At 73.5% G+C, this 23,775-nt stretch carries 20 protein-coding genes and 1 riboswitch; of the genes, 10 read left to right on the top strand and 10 right to left on the bottom strand.

Annotated features, from left to right (window positions below):
• The first annotated feature begins 104 nt into the window (after nt 1–104).
• From PUR56_RS21895 to PUR56_RS21870, 6 genes are all read left to right on the top strand, one after another.
• Nucleotides 105–977, top strand: coding sequence for an FHA domain-containing protein (locus PUR56_RS21895; protein ID WP_329877945.1), 873 nt, complete (start codon nt 105–107; stop codon nt 975–977).
• A 182-nt stretch (nt 978–1,159) separates the two neighbouring features.
• Nucleotides 1,160–1,858 (top strand): transcriptional regulator FtsR, encoded by a 699-nt coding sequence (gene ftsR / locus PUR56_RS21890; RefSeq protein WP_329877974.1) that lies wholly within the window; start codon nt 1,160–1,162, stop codon nt 1,856–1,858.
• Between the two features lie 75 nt (nt 1,859–1,933).
• A complete protein-coding gene (locus PUR56_RS21885; protein ID WP_063350203.1) occupies nt 1,934–2,410 on the top strand; it encodes a bifunctional nuclease family protein in 477 nt (158 codons plus the stop codon).
• Between the two features lie 237 nt (nt 2,411–2,647).
• The gene (locus PUR56_RS21880) at nt 2,648–3,307 is read left to right on the top strand and encodes a MerR family transcriptional regulator (protein WP_329877941.1); all 660 of its coding nucleotides are present in this window, start codon (nt 2,648–2,650) and stop codon (nt 3,305–3,307) included.
• Nucleotides 3,308–3,430: 123 nt separating this feature from the next.
• Complete coding sequence (locus PUR56_RS21875; protein WP_329950162.1) at nt 3,431–4,132, top strand: SanA/YdcF family protein; 702 nt, start codon at nt 3,431–3,433, stop codon at nt 4,130–4,132.
• A gap of 67 nt (nt 4,133–4,199) precedes the next feature.
• Nucleotides 4,200–5,663 (top strand): DNA polymerase IV, encoded by a 1,464-nt coding sequence (locus PUR56_RS21870; protein WP_329950156.1) that lies wholly within the window; start codon nt 4,200–4,202, stop codon nt 5,661–5,663.
• A gap of 180 nt (nt 5,664–5,843) precedes the next feature.
• Here the strand turns inward: PUR56_RS21870 and PUR56_RS21865 are convergent, their stop codons facing one another.
• Both PUR56_RS21865 and PUR56_RS21860 read right to left on the bottom strand, forming a co-directional pair.
• Complete coding sequence (locus PUR56_RS21865; protein WP_329950155.1) at nt 5,844–7,334, bottom strand: MFS transporter; 1,491 nt, start codon at nt 7,332–7,334, stop codon at nt 5,844–5,846.
• A 165-nt stretch (nt 7,335–7,499) separates the two neighbouring features.
• Nucleotides 7,500–8,828, bottom strand: a complete 1,329-nt coding sequence (locus PUR56_RS21860) for a DUF2382 domain-containing protein (protein WP_329950154.1) — start codon at nt 8,826–8,828, stop codon at nt 7,500–7,502.
• Nucleotides 8,829–9,049: 221 nt separating this feature from the next.
• A riboswitch (glycine riboswitch) is annotated at nt 9,050–9,153 on the top strand.
• A gap of 241 nt (nt 9,154–9,394) precedes the next feature.
• Between PUR56_RS21860 and gcvP the strand changes: the two genes are divergently transcribed.
• Complete coding sequence (gene gcvP / locus PUR56_RS21855) at nt 9,395–12,295, top strand: aminomethyl-transferring glycine dehydrogenase (protein WP_329950153.1); 2,901 nt, start codon at nt 9,395–9,397, stop codon at nt 12,293–12,295.
• Between the two features lie 109 nt (nt 12,296–12,404).
• Here the strand turns inward: gcvP and PUR56_RS21850 are convergent, their stop codons facing one another.
• Both PUR56_RS21850 and PUR56_RS21845 read right to left on the bottom strand, forming a co-directional pair.
• Nucleotides 12,405–12,596 carry a DUF5999 family protein gene (locus PUR56_RS21850; RefSeq protein WP_329877932.1) on the bottom strand — a complete coding sequence of 64 codons (192 nt, stop codon included), beginning with the start codon at nt 12,594–12,596 and terminating at the stop codon, nt 12,405–12,407.
• Nucleotides 12,597–13,075: 479 nt separating this feature from the next.
• The gene (locus PUR56_RS21845; RefSeq protein ID WP_329877931.1) at nt 13,076–13,648 is read right to left on the bottom strand and encodes a hypothetical protein; all 573 of its coding nucleotides are present in this window, start codon (nt 13,646–13,648) and stop codon (nt 13,076–13,078) included.
• A gap of 370 nt (nt 13,649–14,018) precedes the next feature.
• On the opposite strand from PUR56_RS21845, the gene PUR56_RS21840 reads away from it, so the two are divergent.
• Both PUR56_RS21840 and PUR56_RS21835 read left to right on the top strand, forming a co-directional pair.
• Complete coding sequence (locus PUR56_RS21840) at nt 14,019–15,524, top strand: glutamate--cysteine ligase (protein WP_329950161.1); 1,506 nt, start codon at nt 14,019–14,021, stop codon at nt 15,522–15,524.
• Between the two features lie 164 nt (nt 15,525–15,688).
• Nucleotides 15,689–16,477 (top strand): CPBP family intramembrane glutamic endopeptidase, encoded by a 789-nt coding sequence (locus tag PUR56_RS21835; protein WP_329950152.1) that lies wholly within the window; start codon nt 15,689–15,691, stop codon nt 16,475–16,477.
• A gap of 75 nt (nt 16,478–16,552) precedes the next feature.
• Here the strand turns inward: PUR56_RS21835 and PUR56_RS21830 are convergent, their stop codons facing one another.
• From PUR56_RS21830 to PUR56_RS21805, 6 genes are all read right to left on the bottom strand, one after another.
• Nucleotides 16,553–17,110, bottom strand: coding sequence for an HAD domain-containing protein (locus PUR56_RS21830; RefSeq protein WP_329950151.1), 558 nt, complete (start codon nt 17,108–17,110; stop codon nt 16,553–16,555).
• A 100-nt stretch (nt 17,111–17,210) separates the two neighbouring features.
• Entirely contained in the window at nt 17,211–18,506 is a 1,296-nt protein-coding gene (locus PUR56_RS21825) for an MFS transporter (RefSeq protein WP_329950150.1), read from the bottom strand.
• A 61-nt stretch (nt 18,507–18,567) separates the two neighbouring features.
• Nucleotides 18,568–19,269, bottom strand: coding sequence for a dienelactone hydrolase family protein (locus PUR56_RS21820; protein WP_329950149.1), 702 nt, complete (start codon nt 19,267–19,269; stop codon nt 18,568–18,570).
• 48 nt (nt 19,270–19,317) lie between these two features.
• Complete coding sequence (locus PUR56_RS21815; protein ID WP_329877919.1) at nt 19,318–20,730, bottom strand: sugar porter family MFS transporter; 1,413 nt, start codon at nt 20,728–20,730, stop codon at nt 19,318–19,320.
• A 230-nt stretch (nt 20,731–20,960) separates the two neighbouring features.
• Entirely contained in the window at nt 20,961–21,590 is a 630-nt protein-coding gene (locus tag PUR56_RS21810) for an FMN-binding negative transcriptional regulator (RefSeq protein ID WP_329950148.1), read from the bottom strand.
• 13 nt (nt 21,591–21,603) lie between these two features.
• Nucleotides 21,604–22,275 (bottom strand): pyridoxamine 5'-phosphate oxidase family protein, encoded by a 672-nt coding sequence (locus PUR56_RS21805; protein WP_329877915.1) that lies wholly within the window; start codon nt 22,273–22,275, stop codon nt 21,604–21,606.
• A gap of 34 nt (nt 22,276–22,309) precedes the next feature.
• On the opposite strand from PUR56_RS21805, the gene PUR56_RS21800 reads away from it, so the two are divergent.
• Nucleotides 22,310–23,647 (top strand): aminotransferase class I/II-fold pyridoxal phosphate-dependent enzyme, encoded by a 1,338-nt coding sequence (locus PUR56_RS21800; RefSeq protein WP_329950147.1) that lies wholly within the window; start codon nt 22,310–22,312, stop codon nt 23,645–23,647.
• Nucleotides 23,648–23,775 lie beyond the last annotated feature (128 nt).

The following is a 23,775-nucleotide window of genomic DNA, read 5'->3' as shown; positions in this document are numbered from 1 at the left end:
GGAGTTCCGCTCCAGCCGGCCCGATCCACGACCGGGCCCGCAACCTGTCCGAGGTCCTCACCCTGCCCCGCGGGCGGGTCTGTCACACGCAAGGGGATTCGCCCGTGAGTTTCTTCTCTAAGTTGTTCGGTCGTAACAAGGGCCGCGACGCGGCCGCCGTCGAGGCGCCGACCGCGCGCCACCGCCGGGACGACGAACCCGCCGTGCCGGGCATGCGTCCCGCCCCCGAGGGCGCGGAGTACGCCGAGCGCCCGCTGTTCCGGGACGGCGCCCAGTACGCCGGGAATCAGGCGGGCTACGGCGCGTCGGTTGACCCCTCCGGCGCCCCGCGCATAGGTTTCCCGTCAGGACCCTCAACCTCTGGTGGAGGGTTTGCACCGGACCCGTACGCCGGGCACAACCCGTCGGGTGTGCCGCGCCAGGAGGCTGTGAACATGGCTGGCCCCACTCCGTGCCCCAGGTGCGGCAACCAGAACCCGGCCGCGGCCCGCTTCTGTTCCAACTGCGGTTCGGCGCTGCGCGGTGGTCTGCTGCCCGAGGGGTCGGCGGAGACCACGTCGACGATCTCGATCTCCGGCCTGGAGTCGTACGACCCGAACACCACGACCGGGACCGGCACGCCGGCCCTCTCGGCCGAGGTGTTGGCGGCCATCGACGCGCTGCCCCCGGGTTCGGCCCTGCTGATCGTCCAGCGAGGCCCGAACTCCGGCAGCCGGTTCCTGCTGGACTCGGACAAGACCACGGCCGGCCGCCACCCGCAGGGCGACATCTTCCTGGACGACGTGACCGTCTCCCGCAAGCACGTGGAGTTCCGCCGGACGCCCGGTGGCGGCTTCACCGTCGCCGACGTCGGCAGCCTCAACGGCACCTACGTCAACCGGGAGCGGATCGACGAGGTGTCGCTGAACAACGGCGACGAGGTGCAGATCGGGAAGTACCGGCTGGTCTTCTTCGCCAGCCACAACCGGGGGTACTGAAACCAACGTCGGCAGGAGCCCGAGTGAGCACGAATACCCCTTCTTCTCCTCTCGGGGCGGCCACCCCCGCGCCGTTCGGTCACACGCCGGACAAGGGCTCGCGCGGGGTGGTCGCGGCCCCCAGGCAGCCGGTCCGGTCGGACCGGCCCGGCGGGGGCGGCCGGCGCCGCGGCGGCGACGAGCTGCTGAGCATCGGTGCGGTGCTGGCCTTCCTGCGTGACGACTTCCCCGAGGTCACCATCTCCAAGATCAGGTTCCTGGAGGCGGAGGGCCTGGTCGAGCCCCAGCGCACGCCCTCGGGGTACCGGAAGTTCAGCCCGGCCGACGTCGAGCGGCTGGCCCACGTGCTGCGGATGCAGCGCGACCACTACCTGCCGCTGCGGGTGATCCGCGACCACCTCGACGCGATCGAGCGCGGCGAGACCCCGCCGGCGCTGCCCGGCCCCTCCGACAGCCGCCCGGGGCCGGTGGAGGAGGCGGACCGCGAGCTGACCGCCGCGGCCGAAGCCTCCGCCGGGGTCCGCCTGGGCCGGGCCGAGCTGCTGGCCGCCGCCGAGGCGGGCGAGCGCGAACTGGCCGAGTGGGAGTCCTACGGGCTGATCGCGCCCGGGCCGGACGGCGGGTACGACGGCGAGGCGCTCCAGGTGGCCCGCCTGGTCGCCGAACTGGGCCGGTTCGGTCTGGAGCCGCGCCACCTGCGCGCCATGAAGGCCGCCGCCGACCGGGAGATCGCCCTGGTCGAGCAGGTGGTGGCGCCGTTGCGGCGGCACCGGAACCCCCAGACCAGGGCGCACGCCGAGGCCACCGCGCGCGAGCTGGCTACCCTCTCCGTCCGGCTGCACGCGGCCATGGTCCAGGCCGGTCTGCGGGCCTGGACCTGACCCGCGCCACCGCGCTGACCAGCGCCGTCGGCGCTGCGCTTTCATATCCGGGTCGGGAGCCATAGGGTTGCTCGTGTGAATGAGCTCGACGTCGTGGGTGTCCGGGTGGAGATGCCTTCCAACCAGCCGATCGTGCTGCTCCGCGAGGTCGGGGGCGATCGGTACCTGCCCATCTGGATCGGCCCCGGCGAGGCGACCGCGATCGCCTTCGCCCAGCAGGGCATGACGCCGGTGCGCCCGCTGACGCACGACCTCTTCAAGGACGTGCTGGAGGCTCTGGGCCAGCAGCTCACCGAGGTCCGGATCACCGACCTGCGCGAGGGCGTCTTCTACGCCGAGCTCGTCTTCACCGGCGGCGTCGAGGTCAGCGCCCGCCCGTCCGACGCGATAGCGCTGGCGCTGCGGACCGGGACGCCGATCTACGGGAGCGAGGAGGTGCTCGCCGAGGCGGGCATCGCGATCCCGGACGAGCAGGAGGACGAGGTCGAGAAGTTCCGCGAGTTCCTCGACCAGGTGTCGCCCGAGGACTTCGGCGGCAGCGGCCCGCAGTAGGGCGTGCGGCCGGTCAGTGGGCCGGCGGGCCGTGTGTGTCCGGCCGTTTTGCCAAACCGCGTCCACCTACCCACACTAGGGGCACGAAAAACCACTCTCCTGAGTGATGTGGTCTGCCCGCCACGGCGTGGCGATCGTTGACGGGCCATAGGGGACTGCCTACCGTCAGGAGGGGCTGCCCGGGTGTCCGATGCCCGTGGTCTGGGTTGCCCGCAGCACGAGTGGACGGAGGTAGGCATGACCGGCACCGGCGAGGAATTGGCCGTGGGAGGCCTGTGCACCGTGCACATGCCGCGCACCGCCCGCAACGTGACCGAGCTGCCCCGGCCGGAACTGCCCCGGGTGGGCCGGTTCCCGGCGGTCCAGCCCGGCCAGCCGGCCCTGGAGCGACTCGGGCCCACGTCCGAACTGATCGGTTACCGCGGTCCGACGGCCTGCGCCGCGGCCGGGATCACCTACCGCCAGCTGGACTACTGGGCCCGCACGGGCCTGCTGGCCCCGAGCGTCCGGTCGACCTTCCCGGCGACCGGCCAACGGCTCTACAGCTTCCGCGACATCCTGCTGTTGAAGATCGTCAAGCGGCTGCTCGACGCGGGCGTCTCGTTGCAGAACATCCGGGTCGCGGTCGCCCACCTGCAGTCCGTCGAGGTCTGTGACCTGACCGGACTGACGTTGATGTGCGACGGCGCGACGGTGTACGAGTGCACCACCCCGCAGCAGGTCGTGGACCTGCTGAAGAGCGGCCAGGGGGTCTTCGGGATCGCCGTCGGCGCGGTCTGGCAGGAGCTGGAACGCACCCTCGGGCGGCTGCACGCGGAGCGGACCGACACCGGGGAGACGGTGGCCGGGCACGACCCGGCGGACGAGCTGGCGCAGCGCCGCAACAGGGCTGTCTGAACAGGCATCTGACGAGGCCGCGGGCCCGGACGGGGAACCGTCCGGGCCCGCGGTTTCGTCGTGGCCGGTGAACCGACAGAGGGAGGGCACGTGCGCTTCGGTTCCGGAATCCCCTGCCTGGTGATGCGGAGGGCGGTGCGGCTCGGCGTCCGGTTGCGGCGCAGGCGGGCGCAGCGCCGGTTGTTCCAGCTGGTGACGGTCTGCTGCTCGCTGGCGCTGGCGCCGAGCGCCTGGCTCTGGTTCTCGGCGGGGGAGCGGGTGGGCACCGTGGCGACGGCGCCGCAGGCGCCGGTGGCGGTGGTGTTCGGCGCCGGGCTGTTCGACGGCAGGCCCTCGCCCTACCTGGCGCACCGGCTGGACGCGGCGGTCGAGCTGTTCGAACGGCGGAAGGTCCAGGCGATCCTGGTGACCGGGGACAACGGCCGGGCGAGCTACGACGAGACCGAGGCGATGCGGCGGTACCTGATCGAGCACGGGGTGCCGGACGTCCGGGTGGTCGGGGACTACGCGGGCTTCGACACCTGGGACTCCTGCACGCGCGCGCACCGGATCTTCGGGGTGGAGCGGGCGGTGCTGGTCAGTCAGGACTTCCACGTGCGGCGGGCGCTGGCACTCTGCCGGGCGGCCGGCATCGAGTCGTACGCGGTGGGCGTGCCGGAGGCGCGGGACCTCACCTGGCTGTACGGCGGGCTGCGGGAGATCCCGGGGGCGGGGAAGGCAGCGCTGAACGCCTGGCTGCGGCCGGACCCGCTCTTCCTCGGGCCCCGCGAGCCGGGCCTACCGAAGGCGCTGGCTGACGCGGGGGCCGGTCCGGTGCGCGGGTAGGGCCCGCCACCGGGGGGAGACGGCCGGGTTCGACCGTGCTGTCGGACCCGTGCGGCATGATCGGCGGGTGCGGTCACTGCCGAGCATCATCCACCTCGACATGGACGCCTTCTTCGCGGCGGTGGAGCAGGCGGCCAAGCCGAGCCTGCGCGGGAAGCCCGTGGTCGTCGGCGGGCTCGGCGGGCGGGGGGTGGTGTCCACGGCGTCCTACGAGGCGCGGAAGTTCGGGGTGCACTCGGCGATGCCGATGGCGCAGGCCCGTCGGCTCTGTCCGAACGCGGCCTTCCTGGCCGGTCGCTTCGAGGCCTACCGGCCGGTGAGCGAGCTGGTGATGGGGCTGCTGCGGGAGCTGTCCCCGCTGGTGCAGCCGCTCAGCCTGGACGAGGCCTTCGTCGACCTGGAGGCGGGTCCCTACGGTCCGCTGCTGGCGGAGGCGGAGCACCGGACGGGCGAGCGGCTGGTGCTGGCGCTGGCGGAGGACCTCCGCGCGGACATCCGGCGGCGGACCGGGCTGACGGCCTCGGTGGGCGCGGCAGGGTCCAAGCTGATGGCCAAGATCGCCTCCGAGCAGGCCAAACCGGACGGGCTGGTGATGATCGAGCCGGGCCAGGAGCGCGCGGTGCTCGGGCCGATGCCGGTCCGCGCACTGCCGGGGATCGGTCCGGCCACCGAGCAGGTGCTGCGCCGGTCGGGGCTGAACACGGTGGCCGATCTCGCCGAAGCGGGGGAGAACGAGCTGGTGCAGCTGCTGGGGAAGGCCCACGGGGCCGGCGTGTACCAGATGTCGACGGGGCTCGACGACCGGCCGGTGGTGGCCGACCAGGACGCCAAGTCGGTCTCGGTGGAGGACACCTACGAGGTGGACCTGGCCGACCGGGAGCGGATACTGCGCGAGGTGGGGGCACTGGCGGCGCGGTGCGTGCGGCGGCTGCGGGGTGCCGGGCGGTCGGGGCGGACGGTGGTGTTGAAGGTGCGGCGGTTCGACTTCTCGACGCTGACCCGCTCCGAGACGCTGCGCGGGCCGACGGACGACGAGACGGTGATCACCGAGACGGCGCGCCGGCTGGCCTCGCAGGTGGACATCACGGGTGGGGTGCGGTTGCTGGGCGTCGGAGTGTCGCAACTGGCCGACTACACGCAGGAGGACCTGTTCGCGCAGGCCGTCCGGGAGGAGGCGGAGGCTGCCGGGCACGAGGCCGGTGCGGACGAGGAGGCGGAGGCCGACCGCGCGGAGGAGGCGCCGGCCGTGCGGCGCTGGCTGCCCGGGCAGGACGTGCACCACGCCGAGTTCGGGCCGGGGTGGGTGCAGGGCAGCGGGGTGGGGCGGGTGACGGTGCGGTTCGAGACGCCGTGGAGCGGGCCGGGGCGGGTGCGGACCTTCGGGGTGGAGGATCCGGCGCTGGAGCCGGCCCCGCCGCTGCCGCTGGGCGGGAGCGAGCCGGGGCCGGAGCGCGGTGGTTCGGGGAGCGGAGGCCCGGGGAGTGGTGCGGACGGTGGTGGTGCGTTCGGATGGGCGGGGACCGAGGGCTGAGGGGCGGGGCCGGGGGACGGGGACGGCGCTGCCGGGCCGGGACATGAAGCGGCCCCACCCGGCACGGGGGCCGGGTGGGGCCACATGCGGTTCCGGGCCACGGACGGTCGCGATGCCCTCGGCGACCGTCCGGGTCCCGGTCCCCGCGCCCTGTCCCTGAGCGCGGGGTCGGACGCCTCGTCAGGCGTCGGTCTTCACCGGCCGGGGGCCGGAGGTCAGGTCCGCGACCTCGTTGCCGTGCACCACGGTGGTGGTGGGCTTGACGGTGCGGATCAGGAACGGGACGGCGCCGGCGATCACGCAGACCACGGCGGCGGTCCAGAACGCGTGCTGGTAGGCGTCCAGGGTGGGCAGCGTGACCGGGATCGGCAGCTTCATGGTGTCGCCGGTGAGGATGGCGGCCATGACGGCGGTGCCGATCGCGCCGCCGACGGTGCGCAGCACGGCGTTCATGCCGTTGGCGATGCCGCTCTGCTCGACCGGGACGGCGCCGTTGATGTAGGCCGGCATCGCCGAGAACGCGAGGCCGATACCGAGGCCGAAGATCGCCGAGGAGAGGTAGATGTCCGCCTCGTGGCTGTGCCGGACGGCCAGGTAGGCCATCGCGACGGCGCCGAGGACACCGCCGAGGACCAGCGGCAGGCGCGGCCCGCGGCGGGCGATCAGCACGGCGCCGAGCGGGGCGGCGACCATCGAGCCGAGGGCGGACGGCAGCAGCATCACACCGGCGTGCAGCACGGTGGCGGTGAAGCCGTAGTGGGCGAGCTTCTCCGGGGTCTGGGCGAAGTTGCTGATCACCATGAACGAGCCGTACATGCCGAAGCCGATCAGCAGGCCGGCCAGGTTGGTGAAGGCGACGGCCGGGCGGGACATCATCGTCATGTCGACCAGCGGGTGCTTGACCTTGACCTCGATGACGCCCCAGATCAGGGCGACCACGGCGGCGAGGGCGAACAGGCCGAGCGTCCGGGTCGAGGTCCAGCCCCAGGTGTTGCCCTGGCTGACCGCGACCAGCAGGGCGGAGAGCCAGCCGGCCAGGGTGATCGCACCGAGCGGGTCGGCGCCGCCCTCCTTGTCCGTGACCGGGTCGGTGGGCACCCGGACGGCGACCAGGGCGATCGCGAGCAGGCCGAAGAAGAGGCCCATCCAGAAGATGGACTTGTAGCTCCAGTGCTCCAGGAGCAGACCGGTGGCGACCAGGCCGAGGCCGCTGCCGACACCCATCGAGGCGCTGATGGCGGCGACGCCGCCGGTCACCTTCTGCTTGGGGAGCTCGTCGCGGACGATGCTGATCGCCAGCGGGAGCACGCCACCGCCGGCGCCCTGAAGGACGCGGGCGAGGACCAGCCAGGTGAAGGAGTGGGTGGTGACGGCGAGCGCGGAGCCCGCGGCCAGACCGGCCAGCGAGATCAGCAGCATCGGCTTGCGGCCGCGCAGGTCGCCGAAGCGGCCGAGGAGGGGGGTGAGCACGGCGGCGGAGAGCAGGTTGGCCGTCATCAGCCAGGTGATGCTGGAACCGGAGACGTTCAGTTCCTTGGCGAGCGAGGGCAGGATCGGGACGACCGCGGTCTGCACCACGCTGAACGACAGCATCGCCAGGATGAGGGCCGGCAGGACCCGGGCGCTGCTCTGCTTCTCGGCCGCGACGGTGGGCTGTGGTGCCTCACTCACGGTTGCTTCCTCCCGTACATAGTGAATGAACTGAAGTAACCATGCAGGGAGATACTTCAGAGTGTCAAATATCCATGGGTTAAGCCTTGGCAAAGTCGAAGGGTTTGCGCCGTGGAACGCCGCAGGGCCCCGGCCGGATCGGCCGGGGCCCAGCGGGCTCGGGTGTCAGACCAGGGGCCTGAGCGGGAGTGGGCGGGCCGGCTCGTCGGGGGCGGGGGAGACGGGCCCGGGCGACGGGGCGGAGGCGGAGACCGGGGGGTTCGAGGCCGTCCCGGTGGTGTCGTGGACCTCGACGTGCTCGCGCCGCAGCTCGTCGCGGATCACCTCCTCGGCGGTGTACCGCTCCACCACCAGACGGACCCGCTCGATCGGCGCGAGGTACTTGCGGACCACCGGGCGCTCCTCGCGCAGGGTGACCTCCTCCACCGCCTCGGCGATGTCCTTCTCGCTGAGCGCGGCCCGCTCGGCCTCGCCGACCGGCATCCGCTCGACCCGGACCCGTTCGCGGACCACCGGGACCCGGCGCTCGACCGGCTCGCTGGTCACGTACTTGCGCAGCTTGGCCGTGCCCACGACGTGCCACTCGGTCGTGACGTCCAGCCGCTCCTCGCGGCAGGTGATCTCCACCGGGCCGCCGGGCGTGGACGCGACCGCACCGTCGGCGGAGCGCGAGGTGCCGGTGGCGGACGGCGTGGCCTGCGAGGGCGAGGGCTGCGAGGCCGCCGGCGGGGTGCCGTTGGCCGGGGCGGGCTGCGCGGACTGCGGGCGCGGCTCGGCGGCCGGGGCGGTCGCCGCGGCGGAAGCCGGCGGCGCCGCGGCGGGCGTGGGGGTGGCGAGGGTCCGCACGTTGGCCTCCGTGACGGGGTCGGCCGGCTTGCCGGAACCGGCTGCCGGAGTGGTGGTGGCCGCGGCGGCGGCCGTGTGGAAGGTGAGCGACTTGGCCGGGGCGGCGGCGGACGGCGTGGCCGGCCGGCTCCGCGCGGCCGCTGCGGCCGCGGCTGCGGCGCCCGCCGTTCCGGCGACGCCCGCGAGGGGCGTGCCGTTCGAGGCGGTGGTGCCGGGGGTGCCGTTCGACGAGGGCGTGTCCGCAGGGGTGCCGTTCGACGCCGTCGTGCCGAAGTCGAGGTCGGCCTGCTCGGAACCCGAGCCGGGGCCGTCGCCCGCCGACGGCTGCCCGTCCAGCGTCGTGTCCAGTCCGTAGTAGCGGTAGAGCTGGAGCTCCTGCGCCGGGGACAGGTGCTGGCCCACGCCGAAGTCCGGCGACTCCTTCACCAGCGACTTGTCGTACGGCACCCGCAGCTCGTCGCCGGAGAACTCGCTCGTGGTCAGGGGGACGAAGGCGTCCCGGCCGAAGATGCCGGTCCGGACAGCGGCCCACTCGGGCCGGCCGGTCGCGTCGTCCAGGTACACCTCGTCGACGGTGCCGATCTTGTCTCCGTTGCGGTCGACCGCCTTGTGGCCGATGAGGTCCCGGGGGTCGATATCGGTCTGCACTCTTTCCTCCAGTGCGCTCGTCCTGCGGCTCCCGCAGGACGGCGGCCGGCCCGCCCGTCCTGTCCGCCACTTCACACCAAAAGCCATGAACCGGACGTCCGCGACCGGGACGGGGCCGGACGGGCCGGGCCGTCGTCCGTCCGGGTCACGGCCCAACGGGCCGAGTGACCTGACGCACCCGTGATCGGGCGGCCTCCCGCTGGTACCCTGGGCGCGACCGCCGAGCCCGCTCGGGAGAGTCCCCGACAGTCGAAACCGCTGGTCGGGGCGCCGAAGGAGCAACTCCTCCCCGGAATCTCTCAGGCATCCGTACCGTGTGGGCTAGGTCACTCTGGAAAGCAGGGCAGGACCGTCGGCGAGGGAGCCGTCGGACCCCACCCTCACCGACGGTGCAAGCCGGCGGGGCGCCCACCGTGCCCCCGCGCGGGTGAAGCTCTCAGGTCCCGATGACAGAGGGGGAGGCCTGTCGGGTTCGTCCGCCCAGGCCGCTCCGCTGTTCTCCGCAGCGGCGAAGCCGTCCGGCGTGCGCACCCCCGCCGGTCCGTGACCAGGAGGCCTCGACCACCATGAACGCCCAGCCGAACTCGGGACGCCCCACCACCCCCGCGACCCTCACCGAGCTCGAACAGGCCAGCCCCTTCGAGAACCGCCACATCGGCCCCGACGCCGCAGCGCAGGAGAAGATGCTGGCCCAGGTCGGGTACGGCTCGCTGGACGAGCTGGCCACGGCCGCCGTCCCCGAGGCGATCCGCTCCATCACCGCGCTCGACCTGCCCGCAGGCCGCAGCGAGGCGCAGGTCCTCGCCGAGCTGCGCGAACTGGCCGACCGCAACCAGGTGCTCCAGCCGATGATCGGCCTGGGCTACTACGGCACCTTCACGCCGCCGGTGATCCTGCGCAACGTGCTGGAGAACCCGGCCTGGTACACCGCCTACACCCCGTACCAGCCGGAGATCTCGCAGGGCCGGCTGGAGGCGCTGCTCAACTTCCAGACCATCGTCTCCGACCTGACCGGCCTGCCCACCTCCGGTTCCTCCCTGCTGGACGAGGGCACCGCGGCCGCCGAGGCGATGGCGCTCGCCCGCCGCGTCACCAAGGTCAAGGGCGGTGTCTTCCTGGTCGACGCCGAGACGCTTCCGCAGACCACCGCGGTCATCAACACCCGTGCCGTGCCGACCGGCGTCGAGGTCGTCGTCGCCGACCTGTCCGAGGGCATCCCGGCCGAGATCGCGGAGCGCGGCGTCTTCGGCGTGCTGCTCCAGTACCCCGGCGCCACCGGTGTCGTCCGCGACCTCACCCCCCTGATCGAGCAGGCCCACGGCCTCGGCGCGATCGTCGCCGTCGCCGCCGACCTGCTGGCGCTCACCCTGCTCAAGTCCCCGGGCGCGCTCGGCGCCGACATCGCCTGCGGCACCTCGCAGCGGTTCGGCGTGCCGATGGGCTTCGGCGGCCCGCACGCCGGCTACCTCTCGGTGCGTGCCGAGTACGCCCGCTCGCTGCCCGGCCGCCTGGTCGGCGTCTCCGTCGACGTCGACGGCAACCGCGCCTACCGCCTGGCGCTGCAGACCCGTGAGCAGCACATCCGCCGCGAGAAGGCCACCAGCAACATCTGCACCGCCCAGGTGCTGCTCGCCGTCATGGCCTCGATGTACGCGGTCTACCACGGTCCGGACGGTCTGGCCGACATCGCCCGCCGCACCCACCGCTACGCCGCCGCGCTGGCCGAGGGCCTGACGGCAGGCGGCGTCGAGCTGCTGCACGGCGAGTTCTTCGACACCGTCACCGCCGTCGTCCCCGGCCGCGCCGCGGAGATCGCCGCCGCCGCCCGCGCCAACGGCGTCAACGTCTACCAGGACGGCGAGGACCGGATCTCGGCCTCCACCGACGAGACCACCACCCGCGAGCACCTGGCGGCGGTCTGGGCCGCGTTCGGCGTCGAGGGCGTCGAGGTGGCGGAGGGCGCCGACGCGCTGCCCGCCGCCCTGCTGCGCGAGGACGAGTACCTGACCCACCCGGTCTTCCACAGCCACCGCTCGGAGACCGCCATGCTGCGCTACCTGCGCCGCCTGTCGGACCGTGACTACGCGCTGGACCGGGGCATGATCCCGCTGGGCTCCTGCACCATGAAGCTCAACGCGACCACCGAGATGGAGCCGGTGACCTGGCCGGAGTTCGGCCAGCTGCACCCGTTCGCGCCGGTCGACCAGGCCGCGGGCTTCCTCACCCTGATCCGCCAGCTGGAGCAGCAGCTGGTCGAGGTGACCGGCTACGACGCCGTCTCCATCCAGCCGAACGCCGGCTCCCAGGGCGAGCTGGCCGGCCTGCTGGCCGTCCGCGCCTACCATCACGCCAACGGCGACACCCAGCGTGACGTCTGCCTGATCCCGTCCTCCGCGCACGGCACCAACGCCGCCTCCGCGGTGATGGCCGGCATGCGGGTGGTCGTCGTCAAGACCCTGGTCGACGGCGACGTGGACGTGGCCGACCTCAAGGCCAAGATCGAGCAGCACCGCGACAGCCTCGCCGTGCTGATGGTCACCTACCCGTCGACCCACGGCGTGTACGAGACCGAGATCACCGACATCTGCGTGGCCGTGCACGACGCCGGTGGCCAGGTGTACGTCGACGGGGCCAACCTGAACGCCCTGGTCGGCCTGGCCAAGCCGGGCAAGTTCGGCGCGGACGTCTCGCACCTGAACCTGCACAAGACCTTCTGCATCCCGCACGGCGGCGGCGGCCCGGGCGTCGGCCCGGTGGCGGTCCGCGCGCACCTCGCGCCGTACCTGCCGAACCACCCGCTCCAGGAGGAGGCCGGCCCGGCCACCGGTGTCGGCCCGATCTCGGCGGCGCCGTGGGGCTCGGCGGCGATCCTGCCGATCTCCTGGGCGTACGTCCGGCTGATGGGCGGCGAGGGCCTCAAGCGCGCCACCCAGGTCGCGGTGCTGAACGCCAACTACATCGCCAAGCGGCTGGCCCCGCACTTCCCGGTGCTCTACACCGGCCCCGGCGGTCTGGTGGCGCACGAGTGCATCATCGACCTGCGCCCGCTCACCAAGGAGACCGGCGTGACGGTGGACGACATCGCCAAGCGCCTGATCGACTACGGCTTCCACGCGCCGACCATGTCCTTCCCGGTGGCCGGCACGCTGATGATCGAGCCGACCGAGTCCGAGGACCTGCACGAGATCGACCGCTTCTGCGACGCGATGATCGAGATCCGCGCCGAGGTCGAGAAGGTCGGTTCGGGCGAGTGGGCCGCGGAGGACAACCCGCTGCGCAACGCCCCGCACACCGCCGCCACGCTGGTGGGCGAGTGGGCGCACGGCTACTCGCGGCAGGAGGCGGTCTTCCCGGCGGGCGTGAACCCGGCGGACAAGTACTGGCCGCCGGTCAGCCGGATCGACGGCGCGTACGGCGACCGCAACCTGGTCTGCTCCTGCCCGCCGCTGGACGAGTACGGCGTCTGACGCAGGACCGGTACGGCCGGCCGGCGGACACGTGGACAGGGCCCCGGCGGAACGTTCCGCCGGGGCCCTGCCCTGTGTTCCGTGGTGGTCCGGACCGGTGCCGGGCGGGTCAGAGCGCGTGGGCGGTCCGGCGGCGCGGGGCGATCACCCGGCCGTCGGGCAGCAGTTCGCCGGTGTCCTCGAACAGCAGGACGCCGTTGCAGAGCAGGCTCCAGCCCTGCTCCGGGTGGCACGCCACCGGGACGGCGGCCTCGCGGTCCTCGGACTCGGCCGACGGGCACTCAGGACGGTGCTGGCACATGCGTACCCTCGCTTCGCTCTGCGATCCTCCCCGAGACACGGTGCCGCCGGTCTGCCGTCGGGCGCTGCCGCGGTGGTCGGATTCTGTCCGGTGTCGGGCCAGGTGTGGACCGGCACTCAAGTGGGTAGGACAGGAGGTCCCTCCACGCTGGTTCCCAGTGTCGGCATCCGGGGACGCGCGCGCAGCGATTTCGTGACATGCGCCACAACCAACGGGTAGAGATCACCCGTTCAGGTGGCGGCGGACCGTGGCCGGTGCCGGGTGGGCCATCCGGTGACGGGCCCGGACGGGCCATGCCGCATGGCCCACCCGGGTGTTCGCCGGGCGGTGGCCGGGAGGGGCGGGGGGTGGGCGTGGCTGAGCCCCGGACCGGAGCACCCGGGCGGGTCCCGGGGCCGGACACCGGGCGGGTCCCGGGTCGGGTCCGGGTGGTGGCTCGGGGTGCCGGGTTGTCGGGCCTCGGGGCGGGTGCCCCGCTCTCAGGGGGAGCCGAGCAGCAGCGGCCGCCCGATCGGCGTACGGGCCAGGACCGGCAGGAGCTCGGCAGCCGGGTAGGTGCGGTGCGCGGTGACACCGAGCGGAGCCGGCGCCAGCGGGATCAGCAGGTCCGAGCCGGTGTCGCCGTCCGGGCCGTGCAGCCACAGGGCCGTCGCGTACTGGCCGGGGAAGGTCAGCAGCCTGGGCTGCCGGCGGGCCCGGGAGGACTGGGCGAGCTGCCAGGCCTGGCGCAGCGCCCGGACCGTCGAGTCCAGGTAGGGGCCGGCGGTGAAGTGCGAGAACGTGTGGCCCTCGGACCCCTGCACCACCTCGGCCGCGGCGGCCACGTCGGCGCCGTCCTTGATCAGGAAGCGCCACCCCGTCCGCCGGGCGGCGGCGAGATCGGCGCGAGGCCCGTCCAGGACGTGGACGGCGAGCGGATGGGCGGGGAGCAGTGCGCCGGTCGGATGACGGAGCGCGGCGGCGGCGGGCTGGCGCAGCGCGGTCTCGGAGTCGAGTGCGGCGAGGACGGCGCGGAGCGCGCTGGGCGGGGGCTGGGGAGTCTGCAGAGTCATGGCAAAGTCGCCTCTCCGTGCGAGATCGGCGTGCGAGTGCGGCATACCGGCATGGCCCGGTGCGTCGGCGGTGACGGAACCTGGGCCTTGTCCGGTTGGGCAGGATCGCGGTGCCGGCGAGGCCCCCGCCGTCGACGGTGGTCTCGGGGCGAAAGCGGGCCGGGCCGTGGGGCAGTGCGAATTCTACTCGAACAGGTGCGCAGGGTGACCTGTTTATCACAGGCGGTGGCGTCGGGCAAGTCGGCAGATTAGCTGAAACAGCATCAGTTTCCTTGCATTGCAAGCCAATCGAAGCCATCGGGTATCGATCTTCGGGGTGGGCATGATGCTTGCACGGTCGCTCGGCCGGGCGGCTCTGGAGGAGGGGACCATGGGCGAGAAGGTCGTGGCGACGCGGGCGGACCTGTCGGACCGGCAGCTCTACCGGCGCAAGCTGCAGTCCAGCCTCGACGTGTTCGGCCGGATGCTGCGCGAGGACCGCTTCGAGCGACCACGGGCCGTGATGGGTCTGGAGATCGAGCTCAACCTGGCCGACGAGCAGGGCCTGCCGGTGATGAACAACGCGCAGGTGCTCACCGCGATCGGGTCCAGCGACTTCCAGACCGAGCTCGGCCGGTTCAACATCGAGGTCAACATCGCGCCGCACCGGCTCTGCGGGCACGTCTTCGAGGACCTGCGCGAGGAGATCGACACCGGCTTGCGCTACGCCGACCGGCGGGCGAGCGAGGCCGGGGCGCGGATCGTGATGGTCGGCATCCTGCCGACCCTGGAGCACGACCACACCGGGCTGGACGCGATGTCCCACAACCAGCGGTACAGCCTGCTAAGCGACCAGATCCTGGCCGCCCGGGGCGAGGACATCACGCTGGACATCGAGGGCGTCGAGCGCCTCCAGCTGGAGTCCATCACCATGGTCGCGGAGGCCGCGGCCACGTCGCTCCAGCTGCACCTGCAGGTGACCCCCGAGCGGTTCTCCTCGGTCTGGAACGCCGCGCAGGCGATCTGCGGTCCGCAGCTCGCGCTCGGTGCCAACTCGCCCTTCCTGTTCGGCCGGGAGCTGTGGCGCGAGACCCGGCCGGTCCTGTTCCAGCAGGCCTGTGACACCCGTTCGGCGGAGCTCAAGGCCCAGGGCGTGCGCCCGATCACCTGGTTCGGCGAGCGCTGGGTGGACTCGGCGTACGACCTCTTCGAGGAGAACCTGCGGTACTTCCCGGCGCTGCTGCCGATCTGTGACGACGAGGACCCGGTGAAGGTGCTCGGCTCCGGAGGGGTCCCCCGGCTCGCCGAGATGCGGCTGCACAACGGCACCATCTACCGCTGGAACCGACCGGTGTACGACGTCAGCGGCGGGGTGCCGCACCTGCGGGTGGAGAACCGCGCGCTGCCGGCCGGTCCGACCGTCGCCGACACGCTCGCCAACGCGGCGTTCTACTACGGCGTGGTCCGGGTGCTGGCCGAGCAGGCGCGGCCGATCTGGACCAGGCTGCCGTTCGACCGGGCCGACGAGAACTTCCGGCAGGCGGCGCGGTACGGCGTCGACGCGGTGTTCCAGTGGCCGCGGCACGGCCGGGCCGGGCGCGGCGGCGGCCTGACCGCGGTGCCCGCCGTCGACCTCGTGCTGGGCGAGCTGCTGCCGATGGCGCACCAGGGACTCGACGCCTGGGGCGTGGAGCCGGCCGACCGGGACCGCTACCTCGGCATCATCGAGCAGCGCTGCCTGCGCCGGACCAACGGCGCCTCCTGGCAGAGCGCGACGTTCCACCGGCTGCGCGAGCAGTACGGGATGGACCGGCCGGCCGCCCTGGCGGCGATGACCCGCCGGTACATGGAGTACTCGCGCGGCGGCGAGCCGGTGCACACCTGGCCCGTGGGATAGGCGCGTCGCGGGGATCGGTCCGGACGAAGGTCCGGACGAAGCCGTCGCGGCCCCGGGCCGATCCGCCCCGCACACCCCACCGGCACGCTGTGGAAGGATGACCGCTCCGGCGGTCGGCCGACGGCCGGAGCGACGCCCGTCCGCCGTCCGCGCTGGAGCACCACGTGACCACCGTCCCGACCGAACCGCAGACCGCGAAGCCCACCCGCCGGCTGCTCGGCGCGGAGCTGCTGATCGTTCTCGGCCTGTCCCTCGGGGCCAGCGGCATCGGCGCGCTGATCAGCTTCGCGGGCTCGCTCACCGAACCGCTCAACCTGGGCCGGCAGGTCGCCACGCTGAACGGCTCACGGGCCCCCGGCCGGCCCTGGCTCGACCTGCTCTGGCAGCTGTACTACGTCGGACGCGGGCTGATGCCGGTCGTGCTGGTCGGCTACCTGCTGGTCCGCGAGGGCGTGGCGCTGCGGGTGCTCGGATTCGACCTCGGGCAGAAGCTGCGCGACCTCGGCCGGGGTGCGGCGGTCGCGGCGGCGATCGGTGGTTCGGGACTGGCGCTGTACCTCGCCTCCCAGGCCGCCGGCTACAACCTCACGGTCGCGCCGTCCGGGCTGCCGGACGTGTGGTGGCGGATTCCGGTGCTGCTCGCCTCCGCCTGGCAGAACGCGATCCTGGAGGAGGTCGTCGTCCTCGGCTACCTGCTGCGCCGGCTGGGGCAGCTGGGCTGGTCGTGGCCGGCCGCGGTGGTGGCGAGTTCGCTGCTGCGCGGCTCGTACCACCTGTACCAGGGGGTCGGGGGGCTGGTCGGCAACATCGTGATGGGCGTCGTGTTCTGCCTGCTCTACCGGCGGTGGGGGCGGGTGATGCCCCTGGTCGTGGCGCACGCGCTGATCGACACGGTGGCCTTCGTCGGGTACGCGCTGCTGGCCGGGCACGTGAGCTGGCTGCCGACCGGGTGAGGCCCGCCGCGTGCGGCCGGGCGGGGCAAGGGCGGCCCGGGCGGGTGGGCGCGGTGGGCGCGGTGGGCCGGGAGGTCAACCGGCCTCGGGTCGGGTGGTGGGTCGGGTGGTGGGTCGGGTGGTGCGCAGGCGCAGGGTGGCGGGACGCGGCGGCCGGGCCAGCAGCCGGTCCACGTGCCGGCGTTCGAGGCCCCGGCCCGGATCAATCGGCAGCAACACGCGGTCGCGGCGCCAGAGTGCGCTGCGGACCAGCCGGCCGGGGATGACGTCGTCGACCCAGGCGAACGGCCGCCCGGCCGCGTAGCGCAGCAGCGGTGCCCACTTGCGGGCGGAGAACAGCTCCATCAACGGGACGCGCGGGTCGCCGGGCTGGGGCGTGTAGCCGGTGAACCGGACCAGCGGCAGCTCCGGCAGGCCGATCGCCGGGGCGATGTGGGCGTTGGCGTGCTCCTCCCAGGTGGTGGCCCAGACGAGTTCGTAGCCGGCGGCCAGTTCGCGCAGCCACGTGCCGTGCCGGGGGGAGAGCAGCACGGTGTAGCCGAGCATGGTGTGCGCGTCGAAGTCGGTCTCCGGTCCGGGGCAGACCGGGTTGAGCACTCCGTCGACGTCCAGGAACAGCAGTGGCTTCGGCATCGGGCGCCCCCCAGGTCTCACTCGTCGTCACCTGGTCGGACGAGCCGGGTCCTCCGGTGGTTGCCCACCGGAGGGCGCATCCGGGGGCGCACGGGGCGCGTCAGAGGGTGGGAGCGGTTGCCGTGCGTGGTGCGCCCTGGGCGTCGGCGGCGGTGGGGCCGGCGGTCGGGCGTCTGGTGAGCCGGCGGACCTGCGGCTCCAGCAGGACGACCGCGCTGAGGAGGAAGGAGAGCGCGGCACAGGCCCAGAGCGCGCCGGAGAGGCCGAACAACCCGGCGGCGGGTCCGGCCAGCGCGGTGCCGAGCGGCGCCAGCGAGAGCGAGCCGAACTCGTCGTACGCGGCGACCCGGGAGAACGCCTCGGGCGGGATCTCCTGCTGGAGCGCGATCATCCAGTTGACGCCGAAGACGGTGACCCCCACGCCGGACAGGAACATCGACGCGGCCAGGACCGGCAGCGGGGCGGACACCGCCAGCGCCAGGGCGGGCACCCCGAACAGGAAGACGCCCCAGTTGCCGACCAGCAGGATCCTTCGCGGCTGCCAGCGCGCCATCAGCACGCCGGTGGCGACCAGGCCGACGCCGTAGGCCGCCATCGCGAGCCCCCAGTCGCGGGCCCCGCCGAGCCGTTCCTTCGCGACGATGGGCCCGTACACCGCCTCGACCGCGCTGATGCAGGCCACCAGGACCGAGAACTGGAGCACGATCACCCAGAGCCAGCGGCGGGAGGCGAACTCCTGCCACCCCTCGCGCAGGTCCCGCAGCATGCCGCCGCCCGCGGCCGCCGCCACGGGCGGCACCGTCTCCAGCAGGAACCGCAGCGCCGCGGCGACCAGGAAGCAGCCGGCGTCCAGGGCGAGCACCCAGCCGGGGCCCACCGCGGCGGTCAGCGCGCCACCGAGCGCCGCGCCGCCGATCTGGGCGGCGTTGAGGCCCATCCGGTACACCGAGAAGGCGCGGGCGGCGTGCTCCGGGGCGACGCTCTCCAGCACCATGCCCCCGGCGGCGGGGGCGTAGAACGCGTACCCGGCGCCACCGGCGGCGGAGAGCAGCATCAGCTGCCAGAGCGGCGCCCCGCCGGTCAGTACGACCGCGGCGAGGGCCGCCTGCGCTGCCGCGCTGAAGAGGTTGGCGCCGACCATGACGTGGTGGCGCGGCAACCGGTCGGCGAGGGCGCCGCCGAGCACCAGCAGCAGGACGGTGGGCAGCAGCCGGGCCGCGGTGACGTAGCCGACCTCGGTGGTGGAACCGCCGCCCTCCAGGACCGCGAAGGCGGTGGCGATCGGGGCACCGGCGTTGCCGAGGCCGCCGATCACGGTGGCGGCGGTCTGGATCCGGAAGTTGCGGCTCGCCCAGGCGAACCGGGGCCGGGGCACGGGGGAGGGTGGGCTCTGCACCCGGCGACTATGCCGGGGGAGCGGTCAGCTGTCCAGCGAGTTTCGCCCCTTACCGAACCGCTCAGCCGAGGTGGCCCCAGAGGAAGCTGACGGTGCGGAGCCAGGCCGTCCGGGCCTGCAGCGGGTCGTAGGTGCCGAGCAGGTCCTCCTCGTTCATGAAGGCGTGGCCGGCCGGGTAGAAGTGGATCTCCGGACGGACGTCGGTGGCCTCCCCGATCCGGATCGCGGCCTCGTCGACGGCCTTCATCGGGACGGACCGGTCGTGTTCGCCGAAGTGGCCGAGGACGTGCGCGGTCAGGCCGCGGTACTCGAACTCCCGGTCGGGCGGCAGGCCGTAGAACGGCACCGCGGCGGCCACCCGGTCGCCCTCGGCGGCGGCCAGCAGGAGGGCGAAGCCGCCGCCCATGCAGAAGCCGACCACCCCGACCGCGTCGCCGACCACGCCCTCCAGGCCGAGCAGGTGGCCGACCGCGCCGCGCAGGTCCTGGACGGCCCGCTCGACCGGCAGCTCGCGTTCGAGCCGCGCCGCCTCGGCGCGGTCGTGGGTGGTGTCGCCGCCGAACAGGTCCGGCGCCAGGACGGTGAAGCCCTCGGCGGCGAACCGGTCCGCGACCCCGGCCAGGTACGGGGTCAGCCCCCACCACTCCTGGACCAGCACCAGGCCGGGGCCGAGCCCCTGCGGCGGGCGGGCCAGGTACCCGTGGGCCTCACGGCCGCCGCTCGGGAAGACGGTGTTCTGCCGGGAGCCGCGCTGGTCGGGCATGGCTTCCTCTCGGGGACGGGCCGCGCGCGGCGGCATGGACGTCGGAGCTCAGCCCATCTCCTCCAGGGAGCGCCCCTTGGTCTCCTTGATGCAGAAGGCCACGAACGGGATGGAGAGCAGGGCGAAGACCGCGTAGATGACGTACGTCGCCGACAGGTTCCAGTCGGCGAGGTCGGGGAAGCTGACGGTGATCGCCCAGTTGGCGATCCACTGGGCGGACGCGGCGACGGACAGGGCGAGCGCGCGGATCCGGTTCGGGAACATCTCGCCGAGCAGCACCCAGACCACCACGCCCCAGGAGAAGGCGAAGCAGAACACGAAGACGTGGGCGGCGACCAGCGCGACCGTGGCGTGGGCGTCGTCCAGGGTGGCGGCGTCGCCGGTGCCGTGCCGGTAGGAGAACGCCCAGGCGGCGGTGGCCAGCGCGACGGCCATACCGGCCGACCCGGCCAGGGCGAGGGGCTTGCGGCCGATCCGGTCCACCAGGGCCATCGCGATCACCGTGCCGATGACGTTGACGATCGACGTGGAGAGGCTGATCAGCAGCGAGTTGGACTCGTTGATGCCGACCGACTGCCAGAGGAAGGAGGAGTAGTAGAAGATCACGTTGATGCCGACGAACTGCTGGAAGACCGAGGCACCGATGCCGACCCAGACGATCGGCAGCAGGCCGAACCGGCCGCCCAGCAGGTCCTTGAGCCGCGGCTTGTGGCTGGACTCCAGGACTCCGCGGATCTCCGCCACCCGGGCGTCCAGGTCGACGCCCTCGCCCTCGACCTCCAGCAGCACCTTGCGGGCCTGCGCCTCCCGCCGGTCGGCGATCAGGTAGCGCGGGGACTCCGGGATGGCCAGTGCCATCAGCCCGTAGACGATGGCCGGGATCGCCTCCACGCCGAGCATCCACTGCCAGGCCTGGACGCCGCCCAGGTGGCCGGTGGACTCGCCCCCGGCCGCCTGGTTGAGCGCCCAGTTGGCGAGCTGGGAGACGGTGATGCCGAGCACGATCGCCATCTGCTGGAAGGAGGCCAGCCGGCCGCGGTAGGCGGTCGGGGCGACCTCGGCGATGTAGGTCGGCGCGATGACCGAGGCGATGCCGATCGCCACGCCTCCGACCACCCGCCAGGTGGCCAGCACCTCGATGCTCGGCGGGAACATCGAGCCGACGCCGCTGATCGCGAACAGGACGGCGGCCAGCAGCATGGTGCGGACCCGGCCGAGGTGGTCGGCCAGCCGCCCGGCGGCCACCGCGCCGGCGGCCGAGCCGAGCAGCGCGATGGCCACCACGAAGGCGGTCTCGCCGTTGCCCACGTCGAAGTGCTTCTGGATGCCCGTCACCGCGCCGTTGATCACCGCGCTGTCGTAGCCGAACAGGAAACCGCCCATCGCGGCGGCGGCGGAGATGAAGACGACGTGTCCGAGGTGGGCCTCACCGGAGGCCGGATGGGTATGGGTTCTGGACACGTGCGCTCCCCGGGATGGACGGCCCGCCCCACGGCCGAGCGGGCAGGATTCGTGTCACATTCGACCAGCGGAGGGCGGGTTCCGCCCGAATACGGGCTGATCGGGTGACTTGGCGTCAGCCCGGATACCCCGGGACCCGGGTTCCATGCGGGTACCGGGGTGACCGGGGTACGGGTGTGGTGGGGGAGCCGGGGCGACCGGTCGGCCGGGCGCCCCGCGGTTGGCGCGCGCTACGGGCGGGGGGCCCGCCGGGCGTTGCGGCGCAGCAACTGCGCGCGGGTGCCCGCGTCCAGGCCGAGGCCGCGCGCGGCGAGCCGGTCGGCGAGCGCGTACTGCTCGGCCGGCGGCTTCTTGTCGTCGAACTTGAACTTGGCGCGGACCTCGCGGACCGTCAGCCGCAGCCCGCGCAGGCCCGGGAGGAGCCGGCCGAACTCGCCCTCGCCGGGGACCACCCGGGTCTGCGGGGTCTCGGGCTGGAAGTGCGCCAGCTGGCGGTTGAGGATCTCCGCCTTGCCGGCCGCGTCCTCGACGATCTCGGCGGTGGCGTGGAAGTGGACCGAGGCGTAGTAGCTGGTCGGCGTGCCGGGCTCGCCGCGCCAGTGGCCGGGCGCGAAGGCGTAGTCGTCGGTCACCGCGAGGGTGACCTCCGGGTCGTCCCGGACGGCGGCCAGCAGGGGGTTGGGCGCGGCGAGGTGGAGCAGGATCTCGCCGCGCCCGGCGTCCAGCAGGAAGTGCGTGGGGACGAGGACGGGACCCCGGCCCGGTCCGCCGTTGGCGGCGAGAAGGCCGAAGTCGCGCCCCTCGGCGAGCCAGGCCCGCCACTCGGCCTCGTCGCCGCGGTCCCAGGACCGGATCAGCATCGGTGCGCCCCCGTCAGGCCGTCAGGTCGCGGACGTTGGCGGGGAGGGGCACGGTGGTGGAGGCGTCCGGCTCGGGTGTGCCGTAGCCGCTGGTGACCGGGACGACGCCGGCCCAGTGCGGCAGGTCGAGGTCCTCGGCGTCGTCGTCGGCGAGGTCGGCGCGGGTCTTGGCGGAGACCTCGTCGAGGTCGAGGCGGATCACGGCGGTGGCGGCGAGCTCCTTGGCGTTGGCCGGGCGGACCTCGGCGGAGCGGCCGGGGACGACCTGGTCGACCAGGGCGTCGAGCGCGGTCGTCAGCTCCTCGGGATCGGTGACCTGGTGGGCGGTGCCGTGGGCGACCACCGAGCGGAAGTTGATCGAGTGGTTGAACGCCGACTTGGTCAGCACCAGGGCGTCGACCAGGGTGACGGTGACGCAGACCGGCAGGCCCTGGTCACCCCGGGCCCCGCGCAGCGGCCGGCTGCCGGTGGAGCCGTGCACGTAGAGTCGGTCGCCGACCCGCGCGTGGATGGTGGGCAGCACGACCGGGGCTCCGTCGGCGACGAACCCGAGGTGGCAGAGGTAGGTGGCGTCGAGGATGGCGTGGATCGCCTCCCGCTCCCAGGTGGCGCGGTCCTTGTAGCGGGTGGGAGTGGTGCGCGGGGTGCGCGGGTAGGACGCTTCGCCGTCCGGCCTGGTCGACATGACAACCTCTATGTACTAGTGCATAATCTGTTTTGTGCTAGGAGACTATCGGATCACCGGTCGGCGTGCCAGCGAAATCGCGGCCGACGTCGAGCAGGGCGTCAGCAGCGGCCGACTGGCCCCCGGCACGGCGCTGCCCCCCTTGCGCGACCTCGCGACCGAACTCGGCGTCAACCCCAACACCGTGGCCGCCGCCTACCGGCTGCTCCGCGACCGCGGCGTGATCGAGACCGCCGGCCGCAAGGGCAGCCGGATCCGCCCCCGACCGCCCCACACCCCCCGCGACCAGCTCCGGCTGCCCGTCCCGCCGAACGCCCGCGACCTCTCCAACGGCAACCCCGACCCGGCGTTGCTGCCCGACCTCACCCCCGCCCTCGCCGCCGCCGCCGAGGCCGCCCGGCGCGCCCCCGTGCGCTACGGGGGGTCGGCCGCCGACCCCGGCCTGCTCGCGCTGGCGGGCGCGGGCTTCGCCGCCGACGGCCTGCCGGCCGGGCCGATCGCCGTCGCCTCCGGCTCGCTCGACACCATCGAGCGGATCCTGGCCACCCGGCTGCGCCCCGGCGACGCCGTCGCCGTCGAGGACCCGGGCTGGGGGAGCCTGCTGGACCTGCTGCCGGCGCTGGGCCTGCGGGCCGCGCCGGTCCGGCTGGACGACGCGGGTCCGCTGCCCGGCGCGCTGGCCGAGGCGCTGACCGGCGGGGCCCGGGCGGTCGTCGTGACCAGCCGGGCGCAGAACCCCACCGGGGCGGTGCTCACCGCCGGCCGGGCCGAGGAGCTGCGGGCGGTGCTGGCCGGCCATCCGGACGTGCTGCTGATCGAGGACGACCACGGTCACGGCATCGTCGACCAGCCCTACCACCCGCTGGCCGGGGCCGGTCCGACGCACTGGGCGGTGGTCCGCTCGGCGGCCAAGGCCTACGGGCCGGACCTGCGGCTCTCGGTCGCCGTCGGGGACGAGGACACCATCGGTCGCGTGCTCGGGAGGCAGCGGCTCGGGGCCGGCTGGGTCAGTCATCTGCTCCAGTGCACGGTGGCCGAGCTGTGGCGCACCGACGCGGCGCCGGCCGGGCGGGTCGCCGCCGCGTACCGGGCGCGCCGGGACGCGCTGATCGACGACCTGGCCGCGCGCGGGATCGCGGCGCACGGGGCGAGCGGGCTCAACGTCTGGGTGCCGGTGCCGGACGAGACCACCGTGCTGGCCTCACTGGTGCAGCGGGGCTGGGTCGTGGCGCCCGGCGCGCGGTACCGGCTGCAGTCCCCGCCCGGGCTGCGGATCACCGTCGCGGAGCTGGACCCCGCGGAGGCGCGGCGTCTGGCCGATGACCTGGCCGGAGTCCTCGGAACGGGCGGCGCCGTTTCGCGACTGAGCTGAACCGGTCGGTAACCCGGCGAGAAATCCGGTGCAGATACCTAGCGGTAACAAGCGCGAGCATGTCATCTTCATCGCGCCACCGGCCGGCGGCCCACCCTCACCTCCGCGTCTCCCCGACCCCACTGTGC

The organism is Streptomyces sp. BE303, from assembly GCF_036290945.1.
GTDB lineage: Bacteria > Actinomycetota > Actinomycetes > Streptomycetales > Streptomycetaceae > Kitasatospora.
This window is presented reverse-complemented; position numbering and strand designations above follow the sequence as displayed.

Excerpts from the sequence above, each read along its gene's own strand:
- PUR56_RS21880 (WP_329877941.1), top strand. The coding sequence starts at position 2,648 with ATGACCGGCACCGGCGAGGAATTGGCCGTGGGAGGCCTGTGCACCGTG.
- PUR56_RS21875 (WP_329950162.1), top strand. The coding sequence starts at position 3,431 with ATGCGGAGGGCGGTGCGGCTCGGCGTCCGGTTGCGGCGCAGGCGGGCG.
- gcvP (WP_329950153.1), top strand. The coding sequence starts at position 9,395 with ATGAACGCCCAGCCGAACTCGGGACGCCCCACCACCCCCGCGACCCTC.
- PUR56_RS21850 (WP_329877932.1), bottom strand. The coding sequence starts at position 12,596 with ATGTGCCAGCACCGTCCTGAGTGCCCGTCGGCCGAGTCCGAGGACCGC.
- PUR56_RS21845 (WP_329877931.1), bottom strand. The coding sequence starts at position 13,648 with ATGACTCTGCAGACTCCCCAGCCCCCGCCCAGCGCGCTCCGCGCCGTC.
- PUR56_RS21840 (WP_329950161.1), top strand. The coding sequence starts at position 14,019 with ATGGGCGAGAAGGTCGTGGCGACGCGGGCGGACCTGTCGGACCGGCAG.
- PUR56_RS21830 (WP_329950151.1), bottom strand. The coding sequence starts at position 17,110 with ATGCCGAAGCCACTGCTGTTCCTGGACGTCGACGGAGTGCTCAACCCG.
- PUR56_RS21820 (WP_329950149.1), bottom strand. The coding sequence starts at position 19,269 with ATGCCCGACCAGCGCGGCTCCCGGCAGAACACCGTCTTCCCGAGCGGC.
- PUR56_RS21810 (WP_329950148.1), bottom strand. The coding sequence starts at position 21,590 with ATGCTGATCCGGTCCTGGGACCGCGGCGACGAGGCCGAGTGGCGGGCC.
- PUR56_RS21805 (WP_329877915.1), bottom strand. The coding sequence starts at position 22,275 with ATGTCGACCAGGCCGGACGGCGAAGCGTCCTACCCGCGCACCCCGCGC.